Here is a 25439-nt window from a genome sequence, read left to right as displayed (position 1 = left end):
TTAGCTGGTTACCTTACGCCACGCTGAGATCGCGTTAGCGATAAAAGTGGTTAGTACGAATGAAATGGTCAATTTGTTTTGGGACGAAGGCGGTATAAATCATACTGGTATGTGCACTTCTCATCTCTATATGATCGGTCATGCCTTCAATTTTTGTCTCATCAACCGTAACCGTACCATCTGATAGGGTTTGATTTCCCATCATCAAGAGTGCTCTCGCTCCGACAGCTAAAGTGCCAGCAATGCTACCAAGCTTCTGGGGAAAGCACCAAACGTCATCATGCTCCTGTAAGCCAAACTCTGCTGCATTGCCGAGCATCGCACCCATACCAAGATCTTGAATACGGCTAACAATCGAGGCGCCTTTTAAAGGCGAGCCGACAGTCACAACATGCGAGATTTTCTGCTTAGATGGTTGTCTGGATGAGAGATAGTGCTTGATGATCAACCCTCCAAGGCTATGGCCAACTAGTACGTTACTTTGTTGTGGTGACAACGCTTGGTCTATGGCTCGGAACACTTTGTGCTCATCAATGGCAACACTGTTATAGCTAATAGTTTGAGTATCGTAGCCGTAAGAGCGTAACTTTTGGCTGAGTGGTTGCATTGCCAGCCCATGCATGTACAGCCCATGGAGAATGATTATTTTCATCGGACTTCTCACTACAAAATCTTAGCCTTATTCTGCCAATGCTGGGGTGGTTTAACCAGCAGTGGAAGCAAGATTTGATAATCCGTCGGCAGTATTTGTATTGCTCAACTGAACAAAAGCAATTGGCGGGGACAAGAAACCAGAGCAAGACAGTTGTTGTTCAATAGGTAGAAGCAAAAAACGGATGACACCCTAGCTACTTATACATAGATTTTGCTGCGTGAATATAGAACCGCATCACCCGAAACAATCACCTTGTCCTCTTCCACGTGACAATATAGAGTTCCACCACGTTTAGACGCTTGATAGGCTTTGAGGTTGGACTTACCTAGTTGTTTCGACCAATAAGGAGCCAGTCCGGCATGAATGGAACCCGTGACGGGATCTTCACAATCACCAACATCGGGCCAAAAGTAACGAGAGACAAAATCATATTGTTGGCTTTTGGCTGAAACCACTAAGTCATAAGGTGCTAGTCTTTCTAAATATTCACGACGAACCTGAACCTCAATGATATCTTGCTCATTCTCATAGAAAGCGAAATAGGCCTGTGGGCTTTTCAGTACATGGCTTGGTTGAATGGAAAGTGCTTCCATTACTTCCGGCGGTACTTCAGATTCAATTGGCTTCCGATTTGGGAATGTCATTAATATTCGCCCAGACAGGTCTTTTTCAACTTCTAATGAGCCTACATGTCTTGTTTCAAACTCGATCTTTCCATTCAGAGCGAAAAATTGGTAAAGCACATACGAGGTGGCAAGTGTCGCGTGGCCACAAAAGTCGACCTCTGCAACGGGAGAAAACCAGCGAATCTCATATCGGTTAGCGCCTGTGGGTTTAACAAAAGCGGTTTCAGAAAGATTATTTTCTGTTGCAATGTTTTGCATTATTTCATCGCTGAGCTAATCAGCTAAAGGAACTACTGCCGCGGAATTCCCTTTAAAGCGTTGAGTTGTAAATGCATCGCAGGTGAACATATCCAGTTCCATACTTCTCTCCAATTCTTGTTATGTATTAACTGTTGAGAATATATTCTCATAGGTAATTATTTGTAATGCTTTACACACCGTGAGTGGGAGGTCTTCGCAAAGGATAATACTTTTGTTACATGCTGTTAATAAGAACTGGGATGAGCGTAAGAATCAGGGAAGGGGAAAATTAGGCAGCACAGCATGCTGAATGTACTGCCCAAGTTGTTATTTGAAGCTAACTAGAGATTCCCTAGTCAGTTCTTGAATGTTTTTCGCGCCAGTAAGTGTCATGGCAACGCGCATTTCTTTTTCGTACAGGTCGAGAAGGTTTTCTACGCCTGCCTGCCCCTGTGCTGCAAGTGCATAGATGTAAGAACGGCCTAGCATGGCACAATCTGCACCCAAGGCGAGCATTCGGACTACATCAAGACCAGTGCGAATACCAGAATCAACAAAGATCTTCAGATCACCTTTTACGGCATCAGCAATACTTGGTAATGCTTTAGCAGATGACATAACTCCATCTAACTGGCGACCGCCGTGGTTGGAAACGACAATGCCATCAGCGCCAAATTTAACGGCATCTTTTGCGTCCTGCTCATCTAGAATTCCTTTGATGACCATGGGGCCATCCCAGAAGTCACGAATCCACTCTAGGTCTTTCCACGAGATGGAAGGATCAAAGTTTTCACCTAACCAGCCAATGTAGTCTTCGAGCTTCGTTGGCTCACCGCGGTAAGTTGAAATGTTGCCTAGATCGTGTGGTTTACCAAACAGACCGACATCAAATGCCCATGAAGGATGACGCATCGCTTGAAAGACTCGACGCATTGCGGCATTTGGTCCGCTCATACCAGAATGCATGTCACGATAGCGAGCCCCGGGGACTGGCATATCAACCGTAAAGACGAGCGTTGTGACTCCGGCTGCTTTCGCGCGTTCAAGTACGTTTTTCATGAATCCACGGTCTTTCAAAACGTAGAGCTGAAACCACATGGGTCTTGCGAGCTCTGGTGTGACTTCTTCAATAGGGCAGACGGACACTGTCGACATCGTAAATGGGATGCCTTTGTTTTCCGCAGCAATAGCGGCCTGTACTTCACCGCGTCTCGCGTACATGCCAGTTAGACCAACTGGAGACAGAGCAATAGGTAGAGCGAATTTTTCACCAAAGATTTCGGTTTCCAGATTCAGATCAGACATGTTTTTGAGAACACGTTGTTTTAGGGCAATATCCGCGAGATCTTCGGTATTGCGCCTTAACGTGTGCTCTCCATAAGAGCCACCATCAATATAGTGGAATAAGAACGGCGGAAGTTTAGATTTAGCCGCTTTGCGGTAGTCTGTTGAAGCTGAGATGATCATAAATTCAGTCCTACATTTACATATTGGGGGCCTAGATAAGGCAAGAACGACATCTTTATTAGATTAAAAAGGCGTTAATACCCGCATTTATTAGGCACGAGTGCCCAGTCTTGTCAGGGGCAGGTATTAACGCGAAAAGGTTTACTTCATTAGCGCATCGGTAATTTGGATACCATAAATGGCTACCAAGCCAATAACACCAGTCACTACAAGATAGTAGAACGTTGGGATAACGGTCTTGCGCAGCGTCGCACCTTCACGACCCAGAAGACCGACGGTTGCTGAAGCCGCTACAACGTTATGAATCGCAATCATGTTACCTGCTGCCGCACCGACTGCTTGAAGAGCGACGACGACTGCACTTGAAATAGACAACGTCTGAGCAACTTCAAACTGGAACTGGCTAAACATCATGTTAGAGACGGTGTTTGAGCCTGCGATGAATGCACCCAAAGCGCCAACTGTGGCACTGAGTGCTGGGAAGGCTTCACCCACCAAACCCGCAGCGAAGTTTGCGGTAGTCACAGGCATACTTGCTAAATCAGCTCCGTTGATTCCAGAGTTGATAAAGATACGTACCATTGGGATGGTAAACACAAGTACGAAGCCCGCACCAATCAGTGTTTTACTCGATTCACCAAACGCTTTCGTCAATGGGGTAGTACTGCGTGCTTGAAGAAGTACTGCAATCAAAGCGACAAACACTAAGATGCCACCAGGCAGATATAAAGGTTGGATAGCAGTACTGATACCAGCTTCACCAAGAATGTTGCCAAACGACAAACTCACGCTACGCAGCAAGGCTTTAAACTCAGCGCTGACGCGACTTGCTACTAGGACGACAGCTAGAAGCACGTATGGCAGCCAAGCCATAACCATGCTCATTGGCTTGTCTTTGGAATCCGCCAGATCAATCTTAAGAGAGCCTAGCCATCCTGCAGGCCATTTCTTCTCGTCTTCAAAATCCCACGTTGATTTAGGAACAAGGAAGCCACGCTTAGCAGCTGAAACCACGATCGCTAAGCCAACCAGACCACCGATAAGTGATGGGAATTCTGCGCCCAAGAACACACCTGTTAACGCGTACGGAATAGTAAAAGCAAGGCCTGCAAAAATGGCAAATGGAACAATGTCTAGGCCTTCTGTCCAGCTTCTGTTCTTGCCAAAGAAGCGTGTTAGCATCATCGCCATCAGCACAGGAATGAGAGTACCCACAGAAGCGTGGATCAGCGCAACGCTGGACGTTATCTGCTGAAGGTATGCGTCCCAGTTTGAACCGTTAGCCACAAGCGCTTCAGTAATGTTATGTGTATCTAGGCCTTTGTTCACGCCGACAATGATCGGGGTTCCTACGGCACCGAAAGACACGGGTGTAGACTGAATCATCATGCCCATTAAAACGGCGGCAAGAGCAGGGAAACCAATCGCGACCAGAAGCGGAGCAGCAATGGCAGCTGGGGTACCAAAACCAGAGGCGCCTTCAATGAATGAGCCAAAACACCAAGCAATGATGATCGCCTGAACTCGACGGTCTGGCGAGATATTGGTAAATCCATTGCGGATGGTTGATATCGCACCAGTATGCTTCAGCGTGTTGAGCAGGAAAATGGCGCCGAAAACAATCCATAGAACAGAGACAGTGATGCCTAATCCTTGGAAAATAGAGGCAAGAACTCGGGTAGTAGACATATCCCAGAAGAATAGGGCAATCACAACCGTCAATCCGAAAGCGACAGGCATTGCGCGTTTAGCTGGCCAGTTGAGACCGACTAATAATATAGCCGCAACAACTATCGGCGAAAAGGCCACTAAGGCCAGTAAAGTTTCACTCATTGGTACATCCTCGTACAGGCTTTTACTTTTACAAATCAGGATTCTCCAGAATCTCTTAGATTTTATAATTGTGATATTTGTGTTAACTCGAGGTGAATTTACCCCTTTCTTTTTTATTGATATAGGGAAATAATGAAAATAATTAATTCCAAAAATGACATAATGGTATGCGTGCGGACGATATAATCTTGTTTTCTCAGGTCGTAGAACTGGGTAGTTTTAGTAAGGTGGCAGAGATAAATAACCTTACAAATTCGGTAGTTAGTAAAAGAATCGCTCGATTAGAAGAAGAAATTGGCGTTCAACTATTATATCGAACTACGCGTAAATTGACGTTAACTGAGGCTGGTAAGGCGCTGACCCACGGCGCGAAAAATGTGAAGCAAGCCGCTCAGGAAGCGATGGACGCGGTATCTGGGTTTGGTGAGAATATCAGCGGCCACATCAAAATGTCGGTTCCTTCAATCTCTGGTGACCTAATTTTGGCTGATGCAGTGGCGGAGTTTTGCAACTTACATCCAGGCTTAACGGTTGATATGTCCCTCGATAATCGCTTTGTCGACTTAGTAGAGGGCGGTTATGACTTAGTGATTCGCACGGGGTATCTTGAAGATTCCAGCCTGATTGCTCGTCATATTCTTGATTCTCAATGGGTGGTTTGTGCGTCACCTTCTTACATCGCACGCAACGGAAAACCGATCAAACCTGAAGATCTGGTTACTCATAACTGCCTGCAATACGCCTATCAAACCACAGGTGCCTCAGAGTGGGAGTTTAAGTCAAAATCGGGGAACTATATTGTGAAGGTATCTGGGTCTTTCTCGACCGACAACGCGACAGCATTAAGGAAAGCAGCGTTGGGAGGGCACGGGATTGCGTATGTACCGCGATGCTTGGTTTATCACGATATTCGCAATGGTCAGCTGGTGGATCTGTTTCCCGAGTTGGTCGGCAAGCGGTTAGGGATTTACGCGGTGTACCCGTTTACTCGTCAGCCACCCAATAAGGTTAAGCTGCTAATTGAGCACATTCGGGCGCGCTATCTGGCTATTTCACACTATTTCTAAATAAAAAAGCCGATGCATCCTTGCATCGGCTTGTGTTGGCGGCCAAACCAATGTATTTCTATTTACTATGCTGCGACGATCTCTTCGTCTAAATCGAAAGACGCATCGATAAGCATCTTAGTGTAGTCGTTCTTCGGAGAGTGGAAGATTTCATCGGCCGTACCTTCTTCCATCACTTCGCCTTTCTGCATCACTAATACGCGATCAGAAAGTGCTTTCACTACGCTCAAGTCATGACTGATGAACAGGAAGCCAATGTTGTGCTTTTTCTGAATATCTTTAAGCAAGTCGATAACGGTCAACTGTACAGAGCGGTCGAGTGCAGAAGTCGGCTCATCCAGCAGAATAAAAGAAGGTTCTAGGATCAAAGCCCGTGCAATTGCGATACGTTGACGTTGACCACCAGAGAACTCATGTGGGTAACGGTTGATTGAATGAGGATCAAGTCTTACCTCTTCTAGCGCCTTACGAGCACGCTGCATACGCTCAGAGCGGCCCATCTGAGGCTGATGTACTGTTAGACCTTCGGTAATGATATCACCGACAGTCATACGTGGGGATAGAGAACCATAAGGATCTTGAAAAACCATCTGAATGTCTTTTTTAAGCCCAAAGCGCTCTTTCTCACTCAGTGCCTTCACATCCTGACCTTTAAATTCAATGCCTCCCGTACAGGGCAGTAGCCCGATAAGTGCACGTCCTAGTGTCGATTTTCCTGAGCCAGACTCGCCGACAATACCTAAGGTCTCACCTTGCTTAAGCTCAAGAGAAATACCTTTAACCGCTTCAAAGTACTGGTTTTTCCTTTGAATGAAATGGGACTTTATCAGGAATTTAACGCGAATATCTTCTGCTTTTAGCAGAGGTGCAGCACTCTCTTCTATAGGCTCTTTACTTCCCTTAGGTATCGAGTTGATGAGCATTCTTGTGTAATCATGCTGAGGATCGTTAAACAGTGCCTGACATTGCCCCTCTTCAACCACATCTCCTTTACACATGACGATGACACGATCCGCTAGGTGCTTTACAACACCAAGATCGTGAGTAATAAAGAGAATCGCCATGCCCATTTTTTCTTGGATCTCTTTAATTAGGTTAAGAACTTCTGCCTGTACAGTAACGTCGAGTGCAGTGGTTGGCTCGTCAGCAATAAGAATGTCTGGTTCGTTGATCAATGCCATCGCAATCATGATGCGCTGTAGCTGACCGCCTGAGAACTCATGAGGATACTTTGTGTAAGCTTGCTCTGGGTTTGGGAGGTGAACAAGGTTAAACAACTCTAATACTTTCTGTTTTGCTTGAGAACGAGAAACAGGGCGGTGGCACATGATGGCTTCCGCCACCTGAATACCTACGCGCATAAATGGATTAAGTGAAGTCATGGGCTCTTGGAAAATCATTCCAATGCGGTCACCACGAATAGACTGCATTCCCTTCTCCGCTTTATCAACGAGTTGTTCACCTTCGAAAATGATGCTTGATTGAGCGTGAACAATGGCATTATTTGGTAGTAATTGCATCAAAGCGTTGGTTGAAACGGATTTTCCGCTTCCCGATTCACCTACGATGGCGAGCGTTTCTCCTGGAAACAGCTCAAAATTAACATCCTTTACCGCGTCAACAATTCCGTCATTAGTAGTAAAGCTGACAGAGAGGTTTTTTACCTCAAGAATTGGCTTCTGTGACATTTGCATTCCTTGTATTAATTTATTGAGTGAGAGCTTTCCATTGCACTGCCATAGCTCTTTAATGTCGCAAAGTGGTGGTGGGCTTTCTGAACTTGCTCAAACTCCAACATCCACTGTGCATTACGCTGAGCACTACAAAATGCGCCCATATGGCGTAAAAGATCCTCACAGTTTTTATCTAGAATTTGGTGGGTGGCTTGAACCAATTCAGTAGGCTCAATCGACAGAAACTGAAGCAAAGCATAACTTTGGTTGAGCAAATCGAAGGCATTATGATACTGCCCCATTTTATTTAGGATCTCAGATTGAGAGATGGCTGCATCACGTAAGCCGGTCAACAAACAACTGAATTGGCATGGTTTGATTTGGTCATCACTGAGCGCACTTTGAATGTGCGTAGGTAAATGATGCAGAACCTGATCGTACAAGTAGTGTGCTTCTGGCCAATGACCTTGTTCTAATAACTGCTCAGCTTTGAGGTAATGTGTCCAGCACTGTTGTAGATCCATGTTCAAATACTCCACCAAAATCGTAACAATGCACATTTAAATGCAATTTATTATCTATTGCAAATGGTTATCATTTAAAAGGTGTTTGACGTCATAATTGATGGATATTTAATCAGTTGAACTCTAATAGTACCTAAGTCACTAAAATATATAAAAAACTGGCCTACACTAGGTCGTTATAGAGTGGATGAAAAATAACAATAAGGAAAGAAAGATGGCAATTCAACGGCTTGAATCGAGCCAGCTGTACCATGCTGCGGAGCTGGAAATGCTACCGAGTAAGTCTACAAAAGAGCTGGCACCCATTGACGAAATCGTCGGTCAAGAACGCGCCCAGAAGGCGGTAGAATTCGCAATGTCCATTAAGGAAAAGGGCTACAACATCTACGCCATTGGCCAGAACGGCCTTGGTAAGCGAACTATGATTTTACGTTACCTTAATCGCCACCAGCATGACGCAAAAGCACTCTATGATTGGTGTTATGTGGCAAATTTTGATGATATTAGAACGCCAAAAGTACTTGCACTGCCTTGTGGTATTGGTAGCCAGTTAAAGCAAGACATTGAAAAGTTAATGTCAAAACTGGTGAATGCTATCCCATTAGCGTTTGATAATGAGCTGTATTACAGCCGTGCTGACAAACTCAAAAATCAGTTGGCCCAAAAGCAGGAAGCTGAACTGGCCGTGATCACCAAAGAAGCGAAAGCGAAAGGCATTAGTCTGACCATCACTAACCAAGGTGATTATCAGTTTGTGGCCATGAATGGCGAAGAGATGCACACCGAAGAGTCTTTTGAAGAGCTGACAAAGAAAGAGCAAGAGTATTTTGGCTCAACCATTGACGAGCTTGAAATCAAGCTAAGAGATATGGTTCGTCAGTTGACCGAGTGGGAAGAAGCATACAGTGAGAAAATCAAGAAGTTGAATGATGAGGTGACTTTAGAAGTCATCACACACTTTATCAAGCAATTGAAAAAGGATTATTCTGGTTACGCGGAAATTAAAGCGTATTTGACGGAACTCCAGAAAGACATTGTTGAAAACGCAGATATTTTTCTTGAACAAAGTGGAGAGCAAGGTGAAGTTGCCACGGCATCATTGGATAAGAAACTCCCTCGTCGCTACAAGGTTAATGTCCTTGTAAGCCGTAAAGGTGACGAATTCCCAATCGTTGTTGAAGAGAATCCCAACTACCACAGCTTGTTTGGTTACATTGAAACGGCAACGTTTAAAGGAACTGTATTTACAGATTTCTCTTTAATACGCCCTGGTAGCCTGCACAAAGCGAATGGCGGCGTGTTACTTATGGATGCTCAAAAGGTATTAGAGCAACCCTATGTCTGGGATGGGATCAAGCGAGCATTGAGAGCACGCAAGCTGAGCTTTACCTCGCTAGAAAAAGAAGTGACACTCACTGGCGCGGTTTCCTTGGATCCGGAGCCGATTCCATTGGACGTGAAAATTATCTTATTTGGTGACTATCGTACATACCAATTACTTCAACATTATGACCCAGAATTCAGCGAGCTATTCCGTGTGACGGCAGATTTCGAAGACGAAATGAGTCGTAGCCCAGAGTCTGAGCTTCATTATGCTCGCTTTATCTCCAGTGTCGTGAATGATAACAACATGCTGCACTGTGATAAAAAAGCCATAGCTCGAATTATAGAGCACAGCTCTCGGTTATCCGGTGATCAAACTAAATTGTCACTGCACTCTGCTAACATCGCGAATCTTATTCGTGAATCCAACTACGTAGCGCGTCAGGCTAACTCAAACATGATTCGCGCAAGCCATGTTGAAGAGGCTCTGGCTAACCAAGAACTGAGAGTTAGCCGACTCAAAGATAGTGTGATGGAAGGCTTCATTAATGGTACCACTTTACTTCAGACTGCAGGCCAAGCTGTAGGGCAAGTTAACGCGCTTTCAGTGTTAAGTACCAGTGAGTATATGTTTGGCGCACCAAACCGGATTACCGCGACCACTTGCTATGGTGATGGTGAAGTCATTGATATTGAGCGAAGTGTAGATTTAGGTGGTAGCATTCACTCCAAAGGTGTCATGATCCTGACCGCCTATCTTTCATCGGTATTCGGTAAAACCGCAAAAGTCCCTCTCAAGACGACCATTACTTTTGAACAATCATACGGTGGAGTGGATGGCGACAGTGCCAGCATGGCAGAGTTCTGCGCTGTGGTATCGGCATTTTCTAAGCAGGCAAATCGACAAGACATCGCCATTACTGGCTCGATGAACCAGTTTGGGGAAGCTCAGCCTATCGGTGGGGTTAATGAGAAAATTGAAGGCTTCTTTGACGTGTGTAGCATTAAAGGACGAAGTGAGACACAAGGCGTCATCATACCGAGAGCCAACATGCACAATCTGATGTTACGTTCAGATGTTGTTAAGGCGGTAGAGCGAGGGGAGTTTCAGATCTGGGCTATTGATCATGTTACAGAAGCGATAGAACTGTTCATGGGCAAGCCTGCAGGCGAAGCCAGTGATGAGGGAAGTTACCCGATAGATACGGTTTTTGGCATAGCACAAGCCAAACTGAATGCATTAAGGAAATAAAAAAGAAAGGGCTTTCATATGAAAGCCCTTTTTAATCGTTACAACTCTAGCAGCTCATTACCTGAGCGCTTTGCTTCACTGAATGCAGCAATATTACCCAGCGTTGTATCTGCAATGTTGCCTAACGCTTCGTCCGTCAGAAACGCCTGATGACCAGTAAACAGTACATTGTGACACGCCGATAAACGGCGGAAAACGTCATCGACAATCACATCGTTGGATTTATCACGGAAAAACAGTTCTTTCTCGTTTTCGTATACATCCAGGCCCAAAGCACCGATTCGACCTGTTTTAAGAGATTCAATAGCCGCGGCAGCATCAAGTAATCCGCCACGGCTGGTATTGATGATCATGACGCCATCTTTCATTTGCTCAAAAGCTTTTTCATCAAGCAGATGATAGTTTTCTTCTGACATTGGACAATGGAGTGTGATGATGTCACTTTTCTGGAAAAGCGCTTCTTTTGAGCAGTAGCTTGCCCCAAGTTCAATGGCGAGTGGGTTTTCAAACGGGTCCAAGCAGAGGATATTCATACCGAGTCCCTTCAGGATGCGCATCGTAGCAATCCCTATTTTACCGGTACCAATTACACCGACAGTTTTACCGTGAAAGTTAAAGCCAACTAAGCCGTCTAAGGAGAAGTTGGCATCACGGGTACGTTGATAAGCCTTATGGAAACGGCGATTCAGGCTCATCATTAGGCCAACCGTATGTTCGGCTACCGATTCTGGAGAATAGGCTGGAACACGAACCACTTGGATGCCAAGACGTTTTGCAGTGTTGAGATCAACGCGATCAAAACCAGCGCAGCGCATCGCAATTAACTTTACGCCTTGTTCTGCAAGTGCTTCGAGCACTGGGGTGGATAAATCATCGTTTACGAAAGCGCAGACTACTGCACAACCGTGCGCCATTTTGGCGGTCTTCTTAGTTAGCTGAAATTCATGGAAGTGGAGAGCAAATCCATATTGTTTATTAACTTTAGTGAAAGATGCTTCGTCGTAAGACTTAGCACTAAATACAGCGACATCTAACATGATGGGCCTCTCTCAAAATATTACGGGAGGAAATAAAACTGACTCTATTGAACCGTGATTTAAGAAAAAATTAAACCACAAATATTTTATGGCAAATGAAACACTTATATTCGTCAGGTGCTTGTAGTGACTTTTTTGTTATTAATAAAAATGTTTGCAATGTTTGGCCTATTTTCATCTCAAGGTCACTTTTTTACTGCTAAAGTGGTATTTATAAATTAAATGACTCTTAGCTTATCAATCATCGTGTTAAACGAGGGTTAGGCTAGGAGTTGATGAGATTTTGTTCTCCGGCTAGGAAATATGGATATGATTAAACAAAGGCTTTCTGAAGTGTCCATAGCAGCACGAGCGTGGTCTATATTAGGCTTGTTTGCTATTGGTTTATTTGCGAATACTCTCCTCAACATTGCCCAGTCTCGGGAGCACATGCGTGAAAATTATGAACGTGGTGTCTCAACTTTGGTGGAATCAGCTTCCGGTGTCGTCAAACATTATTATCAACTTTATCAGGCGGGTCAGCTTTCGGAAAGTGAAGCTCAGGGTCGAGCTCTGCAAACTATCTCTTCAATGCGCTTTGATGGTGACAATTATATTTTCGTCGGTGACTCTAATGGAGTGCAACTTGCCAGCGGAGTACTCTCTTTGCTGGGTAAAAATATTCTTGGCTTAAAAGACAGTGAAGGTAAGTTTTTCGTTCAGGATCTTTATCAGGTTGCTCAAAATGGTGGCGGGTTTGTTGACTACAGCTGGAAAAATCCAGACAGTGAAAAAACGGACCCGAAAACCAGTTACGCTCTGATGTTTCAACCATGGGGGTGGATGATCGGTTCTGGTATGAATATGGTTGCTTTGCAGGAAGATATGCATCGTTCTGAGGTCGCATCGGCAGGCTACGCCATCGGCATCCTCTCGATTCTTTCTATCGCAATTGGCTTTTTCATCAAAACCATCACATCTCCAATCAAACGCACGGTTCGGGCGATGAAAACTCTTTCTAAAGGGGAGGGCGATCTGACTCAGCGACTTCCTGAAGAGGGTAGTAAGGAATTGGTGCTTCTGGCTCGTTACTTCAACCAGTTTGTCGCGTCTGTACAAGGGATTATGCTCAGTATTAGCGACTCGGGTAGCCAGGTTTCTAGTGCTGCCAATCAGCTCGCTAATTCCGTTCACCATATTGACGACAGCCTGAATCAACAACAAACCGATGTCGACATGTTAGCAACGGCTATGACCGAAATGTTAGCAACCGTAGAGGAGGTTGCGGCTCGCACAGTAGAAGCGAACGATGCCAGTCGCTTAGCCGCGCAAGAAGCCAATCATAGCCACACAATCATTGATAAAAATGTCCAAGAAGCTAACGAACTTGCCGAGCAGATACAGTCTGCCAGCCAAGTTGTCCAAAAACTGGCCTCAGATGCTCGCAATGTTGATACGGTTCTTGAAGTGATTCGAGGCGTGGCTGAGCAGACCAATCTACTGGCGCTGAATGCTGCCATTGAAGCGGCGAGGGCGGGTGAACAAGGACGTGGATTTGCTGTGGTGGCGGATGAAGTAAGAAGTTTATCTTTACGTACACATGAGTCGACCTTGGAGATTCAAAACATTGTTGAGAAACTGCAGGTGGGCGCGGAGAATGTGGTTAAAGTGATGGACCAAGGTACAGCGAAAGCTACCAATGCTTCTGAGCTTTCAAGTCAAGCAGGTGAAGCGCTAAATAAGATCAATAAAGAAGTTCATACCATAGAAGAGATGAATCAACATATTGCTACGGCCGCAGAAGAGCAGACAGTAACGGTCAATGACATAAATCGCAATGTTGTGAGTCTGAGTGATATGGCCTCGACCGTTTCGAGTGAGTCTGCGCAAATGGCCAGTTCTAGTAAAGAGCTCGGGCGTGTGTCAGACGGCTTAATGGCAATGATCAATCGGTTTAAACTCGCCTAGCTTGAGGCATCAGGGTGATGTGGTAGAATCGCGGCAAATTTTTCAATGCAAAGACTTCATGCGACACCTTAAAACAGCCATTCACCCTGATATTGATCATCTTGATGATAAAACCGTTTTCCAGCGTAAAGCTGCAAGAGCGATTGTCGTCGATGGTGAAGATATCCTCCTGTTATACACTGAGCGCTATCATGACTACACCATCCCTGGTGGTGGTATTGATGATGGTGAAGACATTATCGCAGGTCTGGTGCGTGAACTTCAGGAAGAGACAGGCGCGCAAAACATTCATAACATAAAGCCATATGGTATCTATGAAGAGTTTCGTCCTTGGTACAAAGACGACGCTGATGTAATGCACATGCACTCTTATTGCTACACCTGTAAAGTCGATCGTGAGTTAGGTCAAACCGCGTACGAAGACTACGAGATAAAGAATGGTATGAAAGCGGTTTGGTTGAACATTCATCAAGCGATCGCCCACAATGAAAAAACGATCGCTGAAAGCCCGAAAAAAGGCATGAGCATTGAACGTGAGACATTCTTGTTACACATGATCGCCAAGGAAATACTCTAAAAGATCACTAAACCCAAAACCTGCTTGATTCAGCAGGTTTTCATTTCTCTCTATCGAATAACTTTCCCTCTGTTATTAGCATATCCTTCGTGAACTCTGCGATAGGTTTCAACTGAACGCCTATACTTATTCAAGTAATTGAATTATTAATATTAATTAATAGTATAGTGTGAAAAGAATTGCGAATTCAGCCGAGGGAACAGGGAATGACAAGAATGCGCCACGCCCTATTAGGGGCAATGATTGCGAGTTTAAGCTCAATCGGATATGCAAAAGTAATTGAGACAACCAGTTTGGTTGGGTTTGGCGAAGCTAAGTATCTACAAGACTTCACTCATTTTGATTATGTGAATCCAGAAGCGCCAAAATACGGCAAAATCACTTATGGTCAAGTCGGCACATACGATAATTTCAACCGTTTTGCTTCAAGAGGTGTTGCTGCTGCAGCGACAGCAGAGCTTTATGACACCTTGATGTTTAAACCTAGTGATGAAATCGATACTTACTACCCACTGATCGCTGAGCGAGTCAGGTATTCGGACGACTACACTTGGCTTGAATTGGATATCAATCCTAAGGCGCGATTCCACGATGGTGAGCCGATCACCGCGCATGATGTCGCATTTACATTTGATAAATTTATGACAGAAGGCGTGCCGCAGTATCGGGTGTATTACAAAGATATTAAATCTGTTACCGCCAAAAACGATATGACGGTTCGTATAGAAATGGCCACGCCGAATCGCGAAAAAATGTTCAGTTTTGCCCAATCAACCCGTGTGTTACCAGAACATTTTTGGAAGAATAAAACCTTCTCCGAGCCTTTATCAACCCCACCAGTCGGCAGTTCTGCGTATAAAATCATCGATTACAAGTCTGGTCAGAGTGTGACTTATTCGTTAGTGGATGACTATTGGGCGAAAGATCTCCCAGTGAATGTTGGGAGAAATAACTTTAAGCAAGTTCAATACGACTACTATCGGGATGATACGGTTATGCTGGAAGCTTTTAAAGCCGGAGAGTTTGACTTCCGCTTAGAAAGTTCAGCGAAGTTTTGGGCCAACTCTTATACCGGTGTGAATTTCGATAAGGGCTACATCATTAAAGAGGAAATTCCTCATCAGAAGCCTGAAAATACGCAAGCATTTGTGTTCAACATTCAAAGTGAAGTCTTCAAAGATGCTCGAGTTCGCGAGGCATTGACTTATGCGATGGATTTCGAATGGATGAACAAGAACATGTTCTATGGCCAATATACCCGTACACGTAGTTACTTCCAGAATACTGATTATGAAGCGAAAGGTCTGCCAAGTGCAGAGGAGTTAACCGTTCTAGAGCCTTTTAAAGATCAAATTCCACCGCGAGTGTTTACCGAAGAGTATCAACCACCAGTCACGGATGGCTCAGGACGGATTCGTTCGCAAATGAGAACTGCGTTCAAACTGTTAAAAGATGCGGGTTGGGAGTTAAAGAATAAGGTCTTAACCAATACTAAAACAGGTCAGCCTTTTTCCTTTGAACTATTGATCTATAGCCCTACCGCTGAACGTATTGCGATCCCGGTACAGAAAAATATGAAGCGTCTGGGTATTGATATGAAAATACGTTCTGTTGATACCACTCAATATATCAAACGACTGCGTGACCGTGACTTTGATATGGTCTCTTCGTCGTATTCTGCAAACCCTTATCCGAGTCCGAACCTGATGATTGTCTGGAACTCTAACTACATAGATTCGACTTACAACACGGCAGGTGTTATTGACCCAGTGGTCGATAGTTTGACGATGCAGATATCGAAAAAGCAGCAAGACCCGGATGCATTACTTGCGTTAGGACGTGCACTGGATCGTGTGTTGCAGTGGAATTTTTATATTATTCCTCAATGGCACGTAAGTGAATATCGTGTGGCGATGTGGGATAAGTTTGAGCGGCCGACCACAATGCCAAAATACGATTTAGGCGTCGATACTTGGTGGATCTCCAAAGAGAAAGCCGAAAAACTTCCTGAAAAACGACGCTAGTGAGGGATAGATGGCTGCCTATATATTTCGTCGCTTACTTTTGGTGATCCCCACACTGTGGGCGATCATCACCATCAATTTCTTTATCATCCAAATTGCACCAGGTGGCCCTGTTGAGCAGGCAATTGCACAGCTTGAAGGTCATAGCTCTGGGATCATGGAGCGCTTTGCCGGTGGCGGGAGCGAAGTCGAATTGGACGTAGGAAGTGATGCAACAGCAAGTGGTTATAAAGGTTCGCGTGGCTTAGATCCAGAAGTCGTGGAGGAAATCAAAAAGCAGTTTGGATTCGATAAGCCGATCCATGAACGCTACTTTGATATGCTCAAAAACTACGCCACTTTTAACTTTGGCGATAGTTTGTTCAAAGGTGGAAATGTGATCGACTTGATTGTTGAACGGCTACCTGTGTCAGTTTCTCTTGGCTTATGGAGTACCTTGATTATTTATTTAATCTCCATCCCATTGGGGATAATGAAAGCCATTCATCACGGTTCCAGGTTTGATATTTGGTCGAGTGCCGTGGTCATTGTCGGCTATGCGATTCCGGGCTTTTTGTTTGCCATCATCTTAATTATCTTGTTTGCCAGTGGGAATTACTTTAGCTGGTTCCCGCTAAGAGGCCTCGTCTCCAGCAACTTTGACCAGTTGGCTTGGTATGATCAAATTATTGATTACTTTTGGCATCTTACCTTGCCAATTCTGGCGATGGTGATTGGTGGTTTTGCAACGTTAAGTATGCTGACCAAAAACTCTTTCCTTGATGAAATCAATAAGCAATACGTTGTCACAGCTCGGGCCAAAGGTCTTGATGAGAGAAGTATTCTTTATAAACATGTGTTTCGTAACGCCATGCTGATCATTATTGCAGGCTTCCCAGCCGCATTTATCAGCATTTTCTTCACAGGCTCAATGCTGATTGAAGTGATGTTCTCCTTAGAAGGGATCGGCCTGCTGGGTTTTGAGTCGACAATCCAACGCGACTATCCCGTGGTGTTTAGCTCGTTATACATCATGACGCTGCTTGGCCTTATTTTGAGTATTATTTCCGATTTAACCTACACCTGGGTTGACCCAAGAATTGATTTTGAGGCGCGTTAATGCTGACAAAGAAAAGACGTAACCCGTTAAATGAAGCGCGCTGGCAGAGGTTTCGGGCCAATAAACGTGGCTATTGGTCTTTGTGGATCTTTATGGTCTTGTTTGTGATCAGCTTGTTTGCGGAACTGATCGCGAATGACAAACCGCTGCTAGTCGAATATGAAGGCACATGGTATTACCCTATTGCCACGCAGTACGCCGAGACGGAGTTTGGTGGAGAGTTTGAGACAGAAGCTGATTACACTGACCCATACGTGATTGAGTTGATTGAGGAAAAAGGCTACATCATTTGGCCTCTGATTCGGTTTAGCTACGATACCATCAATTACAACATATCAGGTTCGGTTCCTTCTGCTCCAGATCACGTTAACTGGCTTGGCACGGATGATAAAGGTCGAGATGTCTTGGCGAGAATCATTTATGGTTTCAGGATTTCTGTCTTGTTTGGTTTCGTCCTTACCATTATTTCCAGTGTTATTGGTGTGATTGTTGGGGCAACTCAAGGCTATTATGGCGGTTGGCTAGATTTGTTAGGGCAGCGGTTTATCGAGGTTTGGTCGGGGATGCCGACACTCTTTCTTCTCATTATCCTTTCCAGCTTTGTTGAACCCAATTTCTGGTGGTTACTCGGGATCATGGTACTGTTTAGTTGGATGAGCCTAGTCGGAGTTGTGAGAGCTGAGTTTTTGCGCTGTAGAAACTTTGATTACGTGAGGGCTGCCCAGGCATTGGGTGTTAATGATAGCCGCATAATGAGCCGCCATATGTTACCTAATGCCATGGTTGCTTCACTGACGATGATGCCTTTTATCTTGTCGGGCTCTGTAACGACACTCACGTCACTCGACTTTCTTGGCTTTGGCCTTCCTGCTGGTTCTCCATCTTTGGGAGAATTGTTAGCGCAGGGGAAAGCGAACTTACAAGCGCCTTGGCTCGGCTTTTCTGCTTTCTTTGTCTTGTCAGTCATGTTGACTCTACTTGTTTTTGTCGGTGAAGCAGTTCGCGACGCCTTTGACCCGCACCATCAGGGAAGCTAACCATGATTAGAAAAGTATTAACTATTGATGGGTTGTCAGTCGGATTTGGCCGTGGGAAAGAGGTCGAACAAGTTACTCATCGGGTCTCTTTTTCGATTAATCAGGGTGAAACCCTAGCGTTAGTTGGCGAAAGTGGCTCTGGAAAGTCCGTTACAGCTAACTCGGTATTAAAGCTCTTACCCAAGGGCTCTTCTCACTATTTAGAAGGCAGTATTCACTTTGATGGTATAGACATTCTGAATTGTTCTGAGCGACAGCTAAGAGGCATTCGGGGTGGTAGAATCGGTATGATTTTCCAAGAGCCTATGGTATCGCTCAACCCACTGCATAAAGTCGGTAAGCAACTGGTGGAAACTCTAGCGATTCACCGTGGTGTTCGGCAGAAGAAAGCTGAAGCTTTGGCTATTGAATGGCTGGGTAAAGTAGGAATCCGTAACCCAGATGTAAAAATTAATGCCTATCCACATGAGTTATCAGGAGGTGAGAGACAGCGTGTCATGATTGCAATGGCTCTCATCAACGAACCTGAGCTATTGATTGCTGATGAACCCACGACTGCCCTTGATGTATCAGTACAGGCACAAATTCTAGACCTCCTAAAAGAGCTGCAGCAAGAGCTAGGCATGGCCATGTTATTCATTACCCATGACTTAAGTATTGTGCGGCGTATTGCTGACCGTGTCGCTGTGATGCAAAATGGCAAACTGGTTGAAGAGGCTGACTGCAAGTCTCTATTTTCCACTCCCCAGCACCCCTATACACAAAAGCTGATCAACTCGGATCCAAGAGGTTTACCCGTCGAAGTTCCGGCTGATTCAAGTGGCCTTTTGTCTGTTGATAATCTCCGAGTTTGGTTCCCAATTACCGGCGGCCTATTTAAACGTGTGGTATCGCATATCAAAGCGGTAACCGATATGAAGTTTGATCTTAAACGTGGACACTCCATTGGTTTAGTCGGAGAAAGCGGATCTGGCAAGTCGACAACAGGAATGGCTATTTTGCGTCTTGTTCACTCTGAAGGTTCGATTTCTTACCAACAACAAGAGTTACAAGGCTTGGATCGCAAAGGAATGCTGCCGTATCGCAGTAAAATGCAGGTAGTGTTTCAGGACCCGTTTTCAGCACTTAATCCGCGAATGTCTGTGGCTCAGGTCATTGGAGAAGGGCTACGTGTCCACCAAGACTATGACGATGAGACGGTCGATAGAATGATTTGTGATGTGATGGAAGAAGTGGACCTTGATCCGGAAACCCGCTTTCGCTATCCAAACGAGTTTTCAGGAGGCCAACGGCAGCGAATTGCAATTGCAAGAGCGTTGATTTTAAAGCCAGAGTTTATTTTATTGGATGAACCTACTTCCTCTCTAGATCGAACTGTCCAGGCACAGGTGCTGGACTTGCTCAAATCTTTGCAGGAAAAGTATCGTTTAACTTATCTCTTTATAAGCCATGACTTGAATGTGGTTAAATCTCTGTGTCATTACACCATAGTGATGAAACAAGGAGAGATTGTTGAACAAGGAGAAACTGCGGATCTATTCCATAACCCGAAGCGGGAGTACACCAAAGAGCTGGTGGAACTATCCAGTTTTTAACCATGCTAACTAGAGGTGGCGACAAAGAGGCTGCATTCAGACCGCCTCTTTTTTAAACGGTTTTAATCGTTTTGTACAGGTTTGAAAGCGCTGACTAAGTATTTGCGTAAACGGCATTTCGACCATTTTGCTTTGCTTGATACAGAAGCTCATCGGCGCGTTTAAGAGATTGCGATAGTGTACCTGAGTAAGGGTATAGTCCCCCAGAAATGGTCACCTTAGGTGCTTGAGTAAACTGGGATACATCCATGCGTATACGATTCATGGCTTGTTGTGCATCTTGCATGGAGGCTGTCCGGATCAGTATGACAAACTCTTCACCCCCAATTCTAAATGCATAGTCTGAAACGCGGATACGTGACTTGATAATAGATGCGACTCGTTTGATCACTTGGTCTCCGACATCATGGCCGTATTTGTCATTGACGGATTTAAAATGGTCTATATCGAAAATACCCAAGTAGTAATTGCCATTAGCGAGATTTTGCCTTTCTACTTTCTGTAAATAGTGTCGGTTGTACAAGCCAGAAAGTTGGTCGGTGTAAGTGATTTTGCTTAACTCTCGTCGTTCTTGCCTTAACTTGTACAAGTAGTACGAAGCACCAATACTCACACCCAGCAGAACCATAATCAAATACAGATACTTAGGAATAAACTCATCTTTTCCTATCACTTTAATCAGGTAGTAAGGTTTATTGCCAAAAAAACCAATATTACGATAGATGAAGTAGAGTTCATCTTGTTCGAGAATACCTTCAGAACGTTGAGTTCTGCTTAGATCCCGCCAAACGGTCGAGTATGAATCGGATAGGTATTGATAGCGTTCAATCGACGGGTGAGAGCTTGAGTAGATAAACCCACTCTCATCTGCAAGGAGGATATCTTTTCTACTGGTGCTGTTGAACTCGCTCATATTGATGTCGACAACCAAATAGCCTATGTGTTTTGAGCCCTGATAAATAGGCGCAAACTCTGTGAGAAGACCCAAATCAGGCTGATAGAGAATTTGAAGTAAATCAGCATTGAGGCTAGAGGCGTAAAAAGGCGTGTAGGAATCGATTAAGTTTTTATATCGATAGCTGTGTTCTGGGTTTTTGGTGACGATTTCTATTTTGTCGATCAAATCTTGATTGGTAAGCAAGTGCCTGATCACATCATTGAATGGCTCAGGGTGTTCAAAGTAGTTTTGCGCAAGCTGGGTTTTACGTAGGGCTAGGTAGTTACTGACTTGTTGTTTTCGAAGCTTCAGTGTTTCATCGATGGCTTTGAGTTGGAAAGAGATATCTTGTTTTTGTGCGTCTTTAATGAAACTCAGAGGAGTATTGATCGCGAAGACAGCAATGAGCATGATGCCCAGACATTTAAGCTCAATATTGCCGTTAGAGCGGGGAGACTTACTGTAATGGAGAATCATTGCTTGTATTTAATTTGGTCGAATTATCATCAAGAAAGTTGATGTTATTGAGCATTGTCACAAAAGTCTATTTCCCATGGTGAACCTTTTGTGACAAAACGTTTGTTGGCGAGGTGCGTCAAACTAAGGTGTATTGACTGGCGCTAGCGAGAGAAAGTGGCTTAGAGAACCAATACCCTTGGAGGAATGAAGCACCCATATCAGTGAAACATTTTTGCATCTCAGCATTTTCTATACCTTCAACAACGATATCCACCTTGTGTGATTGGCATAATTGAGTGATAAATGTGAGGTATTTTAAAGTAGCGGGGTTGTCGAGACATCGCCAAGCCATGGTTTTGTCGACTTTAATTTGCTTAAGGGGCAAATCAAAAAAGCTGTTGAGTGAGCTATATCCTGAGCCAAAGTCATCAAGGGAAAGTAAAAAACCGTATTCGCTCAAGCGGCTTAATTGAGAGATGGCACTTTTGTTGCCATCAAGAATGATCGTTTCAGTCAACTCTAAGACAATATTTTTTGTGTCGACTCCGTGTTGGTCGGCAATCAGTTTTATTCGATCTGGAAACTGATGGTTCAACAACTGTAGAACAGATACGTTCACATTCACACGAATGTTTGTTTTGTGGGTTGCTAAGTACCTTTTAATGAATTGGCACGCTTTGGAGAAAACAAGGTAACCTAACTCAACAATCAAGCCTTTCTTTTCAGCCACTTCAATGAATTCATCGGGGTAAATTTCACCAACCGTGTTACTTTTCCAACGTACCAGTGCTTCGAAGCTGGCGACACGATTTGTTTTGGCACAGATGATAGGTTGGAACTTAACCGTCAGAGTTTCGTTATGAATGGCGTTGGCAAGTTCCCGCTCGATGTAAAAGTGCCGATCAACTTTGCTTTTCGTCTCATCATTGTAGACACCAACGCGATTATGTCTTTTTTCACCTGCAAACTGACAGGTACGCGCAGCGATTTTAATCACTTCTTCCGCTGCGAGTCCAATGTCAAAGCGAGGAAACATCCCGATACTAATATCTGCACCATACAGGTATCCACTGGCTTGAACCGATTGTTGGTAAGTCTTGGAAATGTTTTCTCCTAGCAGCATGAGCTCATCAGTCGAATATTGGCCTCTTATCAAGACAGCAAAGTCATCGGATCGGACACGATAGATATCAACAAAGTCATCGGTAAACGAATTTAATGCCGTGATAAGGTGTGACATCACATCACGTAAAATATGGGGCCCGTAAGCGCTGAGGTACGAGCGAATATCGCCAATTTGGATATAGACCAGTGAATGTAACCCCGGTAACTGGTCAGCTAATCCATCAATATCGATGATGAGTTTCTGACCATTAGATAGCCCAGATGCATTGTCTCTAAATGCAGCTTGCTGAACGTAGGTTTCCATCAATTTTCGGTCTGAAATATCACGGTGGCAGCCAATCATAAAACGTGTACCGTTAATGGTTTTGGTCACCGCCGTTCCTTCAATCCAAACATATTGACCGGATTTGTTTTTGACTCGGTATTGAGTCGATAGCTTACGATCATCCTCTTGGAAGTGTGTGTCAACTTCACCTTTTAGCATGGCTTTATCCAGAGGGTGTACTAGGTTAAACCATGCATCTAGATGACATTGACCAGAGGCAATATCATATTTTTCATAAAAAGTAGGATTGTAAAAAAAGATCCGATCATCATCGGTCATATAGAAAATACCATCATTAAACACATCAAACATGTGCTTAAAGTGGTTATCCATCAATTCGTCAAGTTCGGCGCCACTCAGAGAAGCGGAGCTTTGTCCTGGTAAGTTCTCATTGGCAGAGCGGCTACCTGAGATCGACGAAGCGTTCGATTGCGACGTTTTGTTCTTGATGATATGTGACATTTAATTCGACGTACCTAATCCAACACTTGGTAAGCCTTCCATAAGCTTTATTGTTTAAATTTATAAATATCTTCCGTGTAACCTATATTTGTAACATGAAATATTTATTAAGCTCCAGCAGTCAAGCCAGTATCGGGCAGTAAATGTGAGCTTTTATTGATGTGTGTTCATATTTTAAGCTGAAATGTTGTTTTCAGAGGTAGCGAATTGGAGAAATGAGAAGCTGCGCTTCTAGAATTTGGCTGTAATAATTCGTCACTTGCAAAGTCAACTTCATTTGAAAAATGATTGGGTTTGTTAGGTGATAATGTGCCAAAAGTATTAAATGCATTGCTCTTGTAAATACTGTTTTATCAACTATTCCCCTCGTTTTTGTGAACGGTAAATCCTGACGAAACTCTGATAAAACTGACGTTTTAATCAGCTTTTCCTTTCTATACCCTAACGAGCAATTTCACTCTAGTCAAAGCAGTTGAATATGTTCGGCCAAATCCAAAACATCAGCCAAGCGGGAGTCTTGATCGCAGACGACTCTCCATTGGTCGTAACTAATTTAAGAATTTTGCTTAGGGAGCTGGGCTTTAGTGACCGTTTGATCTTTACGGCTAAAGACGTGCGATCGGTCTATCAAACTTTACGAGAAATCTCGATTGACTTATTCATTTGTGATTATAGATTTGGCAAGGAGCTTAACGGCAAACAAATATACGAAGAGTGTTGCCATTATGGTTTGATTCGCTCTGAATGTGCATTCGTTATGTTGACGAGTGAAACAGCAGGAAACGTTGCGCGCTCAATTTTGGAGGCGGAACCTGACGAATACATTCTTAAGCCGTACTCGATTTATGACTTCAAGAAGCGAATTCTACGCGCTTACAAGCAAAAGCAAATATTGTCTTCTTTACTGCGATCTACCAAGAAGGCGAGTTTCAAAGAGATAGAACACTCCTTTAACAAAGCTAGGGAGCAATACCCTGAATATTCAACCAGCTTTGTTCGTGCTCAAGGGGCTGTGTACCTGAGAGAGCAATACACCGAACAAGCATTTTCACTTTTTCAGGCTTGTCAGCTAAAGTGCACCAGCCATTGGGCTATCGTTGGTTGCGCAATGGCGTTAGTCATGGAAGGTAAAGAAATCAAAGCACAAGTATTGCTTCAGCAATGGATGGATGAAACAGGCAAAAAGCCATCTGCAGTGTTAGACATGCAAGCGTTATGTTGTTTGTTGCAGAAAGATCGTGAGGGAGCCCAACAAGCGCTACTTCAAGCGATTAAATTTTCAAAAGGAAGCGCATCTCGTCTTTTGGCTTACATTCACTTATGTGAAATGGAAGAAAACTATCAGAGCGTGATGAGTCACTTAGCTGTGTATCGAGATCAAATCGTCAATACACACCGTAATACAGTAGTGAATGCCACTCACGTGCTGCGGTTAAAATTGCTCACAGCAAAAGCGCAAGGACGATCTATTTCGATGTCTGCTCACCATGAGTTGTCCAATATAATGAAGGCAGACTTGTCCGATCATGATGCATTGGCGCTCACTTTAGTCGATGTACATATTGAGTTGCATGATAAGAACTATAAAATTGCTCGGATAAAGTTGGCAAATTTACTCAAGAACTACCAGAAACTAGACTTGCCTTTACTGGATTATCTTTTATTTCTACTTTACGAAACAGACAATTACTATTGGTTTGACAAAGTAACTCATCATGTTCGAAGTCATCGCTCTGGCTCGACACCATTGTTGGAAGAGGCTTCCTTGCAATTATTAATAGAAAGCCGGATTGAACGCGGTAGAAAACGTAAGTCCGATTTAGTGAGACTATTGTGTCAAGTTGATAAGTATGCAGTTCAATCAGTAGATAAGGCGATAGCTCTGTGCTTAGAGGTGTTTAAGTCTAGACTGCAATGTGTGGAGGTCGCCAGCAAACTGTTATCTCTCCTAAGCCGAGAAATCCCAGCAAAGGTGAGTCCTGCTGACGTGAGAAAAGCGATCTTTGACTGCGAAGCCGCTATTAGCCATACATCGAGTTTGAGAAGGAGCGAGCGTATTGAAGCGCAAAAGAAGCTCAATTTAGTTAAGCACAAATTTAATCGATCATTAGCAGCTGTGACAATGTGAGAGTGAAGCCAATATTTGAGTTGATAC

The 25439-nt window shown here is 44.1% G+C and carries 17 protein-coding genes and 1 pseudogene; 9 read left to right on the top strand and 9 right to left on the bottom strand.

Going from position 1 to position 25439, the window contains the following annotated elements; genetic code table 11:
- Window positions 1–34: 34 nt before the first annotated feature.
- The 4 genes and pseudogenes from CTT30_RS20085 to CTT30_RS20070 all read right to left on the bottom strand — a co-directional run bounded on the left by CTT30_RS20085 (window position 35) and on the right by CTT30_RS20070 (window position 4821).
- Window positions 35–652: an alpha/beta fold hydrolase gene (locus tag CTT30_RS20085; protein WP_252036780.1), complete on the bottom strand. Its 618-nt coding sequence runs from the start codon at window positions 650–652 to the stop codon at window positions 35–37.
- Between the two features lie 200 nt (window positions 653–852).
- Window positions 853–1641, bottom strand: a pseudogene (locus CTT30_RS20080) (PhzF family protein).
- Between the two features lie 207 nt (window positions 1642–1848).
- A complete protein-coding gene (lldD, locus tag CTT30_RS20075; protein WP_252036779.1) occupies window positions 1849–2988 on the bottom strand; it encodes an FMN-dependent L-lactate dehydrogenase LldD in 1140 nt (379 codons plus the stop codon).
- A gap of 141 nt (window positions 2989–3129) precedes the next feature.
- A complete protein-coding gene (locus tag CTT30_RS20070) occupies window positions 3130–4821 on the bottom strand; it encodes an L-lactate permease (RefSeq protein WP_252036778.1) in 1692 nt (563 codons plus the stop codon).
- Between the two features lie 167 nt (window positions 4822–4988).
- Between CTT30_RS20070 and CTT30_RS20065 the strand changes: the two genes are divergently transcribed.
- The gene (locus CTT30_RS20065) at window positions 4989–5888 is read left to right on the top strand and encodes a LysR family transcriptional regulator (protein ID WP_038161629.1); all 900 of its coding nucleotides are present in this window, start codon (window positions 4989–4991) and stop codon (window positions 5886–5888) included.
- Between the two features lie 65 nt (window positions 5889–5953).
- Here CTT30_RS20065 and CTT30_RS20060 read toward each other — a convergent pair whose 3' ends face one another.
- Together CTT30_RS20060 and CTT30_RS20055 are read right to left on the bottom strand one after the other, a co-directional pair.
- On the bottom strand, window positions 5954–7576 hold the full coding sequence (locus tag CTT30_RS20060; protein ID WP_252036777.1) for an ABC transporter ATP-binding protein: 1623 nt from the start codon (window positions 7574–7576) through the stop codon (window positions 5954–5956).
- Window positions 7577–7590: 14 nt separating this feature from the next.
- A complete protein-coding gene (locus tag CTT30_RS20055; RefSeq protein ID WP_239863909.1) occupies window positions 7591–8085 on the bottom strand; it encodes a hypothetical protein in 495 nt (164 codons plus the stop codon).
- Window positions 8086–8299: 214 nt separating this feature from the next.
- Here CTT30_RS20055 and CTT30_RS20050 point away from each other — a divergent pair, with 214 nt between their 5' ends.
- Window positions 8300–10660 (top strand): ATP-binding protein, encoded by a 2361-nt coding sequence (locus CTT30_RS20050; RefSeq protein WP_239874539.1) that lies wholly within the window; start codon window positions 8300–8302, stop codon window positions 10658–10660.
- Window positions 10661–10698: 38 nt separating this feature from the next.
- On the opposite strand, the gene CTT30_RS20045 is transcribed toward CTT30_RS20050, so the two are convergent.
- Window positions 10699–11697 carry a 2-hydroxyacid dehydrogenase gene (locus CTT30_RS20045; RefSeq protein ID WP_252036776.1) on the bottom strand — a complete coding sequence of 333 codons (999 nt, stop codon included), beginning with the start codon at window positions 11695–11697 and terminating at the stop codon, window positions 10699–10701.
- 309 nt (window positions 11698–12006) lie between these two features.
- Between CTT30_RS20045 and CTT30_RS20040 the strand changes: the two genes are divergently transcribed.
- The 6 genes from CTT30_RS20040 to CTT30_RS20015 all read left to right on the top strand — a co-directional run bounded on the left by CTT30_RS20040 (window position 12007) and on the right by CTT30_RS20015 (window position 19976).
- Entirely contained in the window at window positions 12007–13644 is a 1638-nt protein-coding gene (locus tag CTT30_RS20040; protein WP_239863912.1) for a methyl-accepting chemotaxis protein, read from the top strand.
- A 58-nt stretch (window positions 13645–13702) separates the two neighbouring features.
- A complete protein-coding gene (locus CTT30_RS20035) occupies window positions 13703–14221 on the top strand; it encodes an NUDIX hydrolase (protein WP_239874542.1) in 519 nt (172 codons plus the stop codon).
- Window positions 14222–14436: 215 nt separating this feature from the next.
- Window positions 14437–16245, top strand: coding sequence for an extracellular solute-binding protein (locus tag CTT30_RS20030; RefSeq protein ID WP_370689731.1), 1809 nt, complete (start codon window positions 14437–14439; stop codon window positions 16243–16245).
- Window positions 16246–16255: 10 nt separating this feature from the next.
- Window positions 16256–17344, top strand: a complete 1089-nt coding sequence (locus CTT30_RS20025) for a microcin C ABC transporter permease YejB (protein WP_239835265.1) — start codon at window positions 16256–16258, stop codon at window positions 17342–17344.
- On the top strand, window positions 17344–18381 hold the full coding sequence (locus CTT30_RS20020; protein ID WP_239835264.1) for an ABC transporter permease: 1038 nt from the start codon (window positions 17344–17346) through the stop codon (window positions 18379–18381). Before CTT30_RS20025 ends, CTT30_RS20020 begins: the two co-directional genes overlap by 1 nt.
- Window positions 18382–18383: 2 nt before the next feature.
- Entirely contained in the window at window positions 18384–19976 is a 1593-nt protein-coding gene (locus CTT30_RS20015) for an ABC transporter ATP-binding protein (protein WP_252036774.1), read from the top strand.
- Window positions 19977–20070: 94 nt separating this feature from the next.
- On the opposite strand, the gene CTT30_RS20010 is transcribed toward CTT30_RS20015, so the two are convergent.
- A complete protein-coding gene (locus tag CTT30_RS20010) occupies window positions 20071–21390 on the bottom strand; it encodes a GGDEF domain-containing protein (RefSeq protein WP_252036773.1) in 1320 nt (439 codons plus the stop codon).
- Window positions 21391–21508: 118 nt separating this feature from the next.
- The gene (locus CTT30_RS20005) at window positions 21509–23284 is read right to left on the bottom strand and encodes an EAL domain-containing protein (RefSeq protein ID WP_239863922.1); all 1776 of its coding nucleotides are present in this window, start codon (window positions 23282–23284) and stop codon (window positions 21509–21511) included.
- Window positions 23285–23762: 478 nt separating this feature from the next.
- Here CTT30_RS20005 and CTT30_RS20000 point away from each other — a divergent pair, with 478 nt between their 5' ends.
- A complete protein-coding gene (locus CTT30_RS20000) occupies window positions 23763–25412 on the top strand; it encodes a response regulator (RefSeq protein ID WP_252036772.1) in 1650 nt (549 codons plus the stop codon).
- Window positions 25413–25439 lie beyond the last annotated feature (27 nt).

Origin of the sequence: Vibrio coralliilyticus (assembly GCF_024449095.1) — a bacterium.
In the GTDB taxonomy this organism is placed as follows: Bacteria; Pseudomonadota; Gammaproteobacteria; order Enterobacterales; family Vibrionaceae; genus Vibrio; species Vibrio coralliilyticus_A.
This window is presented reverse-complemented; position numbering and strand designations above follow the sequence as displayed.

Coding starts and splice junctions, on each gene's coding strand:
- CTT30_RS20005 (WP_239863922.1), bottom strand. CDS start 23,284: ATGTCACATATCATCAAGAACAAAACGTCGCAATCGAACGCTTCGTCG.
- CTT30_RS20060 (WP_252036777.1), bottom strand. CDS start 7,576: ATGTCACAGAAGCCAATTCTTGAGGTAAAAAACCTCTCTGTCAGCTTT.
- CTT30_RS20045 (WP_252036776.1), bottom strand. CDS start 11,697: ATGTTAGATGTCGCTGTATTTAGTGCTAAGTCTTACGACGAAGCATCT.
- CTT30_RS20050 (WP_239874539.1), top strand. CDS start 8,300: ATGGCAATTCAACGGCTTGAATCGAGCCAGCTGTACCATGCTGCGGAG.
- CTT30_RS20055 (WP_239863909.1), bottom strand. CDS start 8,085: ATGGATCTACAACAGTGCTGGACACATTACCTCAAAGCTGAGCAGTTA.
- CTT30_RS20035 (WP_239874542.1), top strand. CDS start 13,703: ATGCGACACCTTAAAACAGCCATTCACCCTGATATTGATCATCTTGAT.
- CTT30_RS20030 (WP_370689731.1), top strand. CDS start 14,437: ATGCGCCACGCCCTATTAGGGGCAATGATTGCGAGTTTAAGCTCAATC.
- CTT30_RS20065 (WP_038161629.1), top strand. CDS start 4,989: ATGCGTGCGGACGATATAATCTTGTTTTCTCAGGTCGTAGAACTGGGT.
- CTT30_RS20070 (WP_252036778.1), bottom strand. CDS start 4,821: ATGAGTGAAACTTTACTGGCCTTAGTGGCCTTTTCGCCGATAGTTGTT.
- CTT30_RS20000 (WP_252036772.1), top strand. CDS start 23,763: ATGTTCGGCCAAATCCAAAACATCAGCCAAGCGGGAGTCTTGATCGCA.
- CTT30_RS20040 (WP_239863912.1), top strand. CDS start 12,007: ATGATTAAACAAAGGCTTTCTGAAGTGTCCATAGCAGCACGAGCGTGG.
- CTT30_RS20010 (WP_252036773.1), bottom strand. CDS start 21,390: ATGATTCTCCATTACAGTAAGTCTCCCCGCTCTAACGGCAATATTGAG.
- CTT30_RS20015 (WP_252036774.1), top strand. CDS start 18,384: ATGATTAGAAAAGTATTAACTATTGATGGGTTGTCAGTCGGATTTGGC.
- lldD (WP_252036779.1), bottom strand. CDS start 2,988: ATGATCATCTCAGCTTCAACAGACTACCGCAAAGCGGCTAAATCTAAA.
- CTT30_RS20085 (WP_252036780.1), bottom strand. CDS start 652: ATGAAAATAATCATTCTCCATGGGCTGTACATGCATGGGCTGGCAATG.
- CTT30_RS20020 (WP_239835264.1), top strand. CDS start 17,344: ATGCTGACAAAGAAAAGACGTAACCCGTTAAATGAAGCGCGCTGGCAG.
- CTT30_RS20025 (WP_239835265.1), top strand. CDS start 16,256: ATGGCTGCCTATATATTTCGTCGCTTACTTTTGGTGATCCCCACACTG.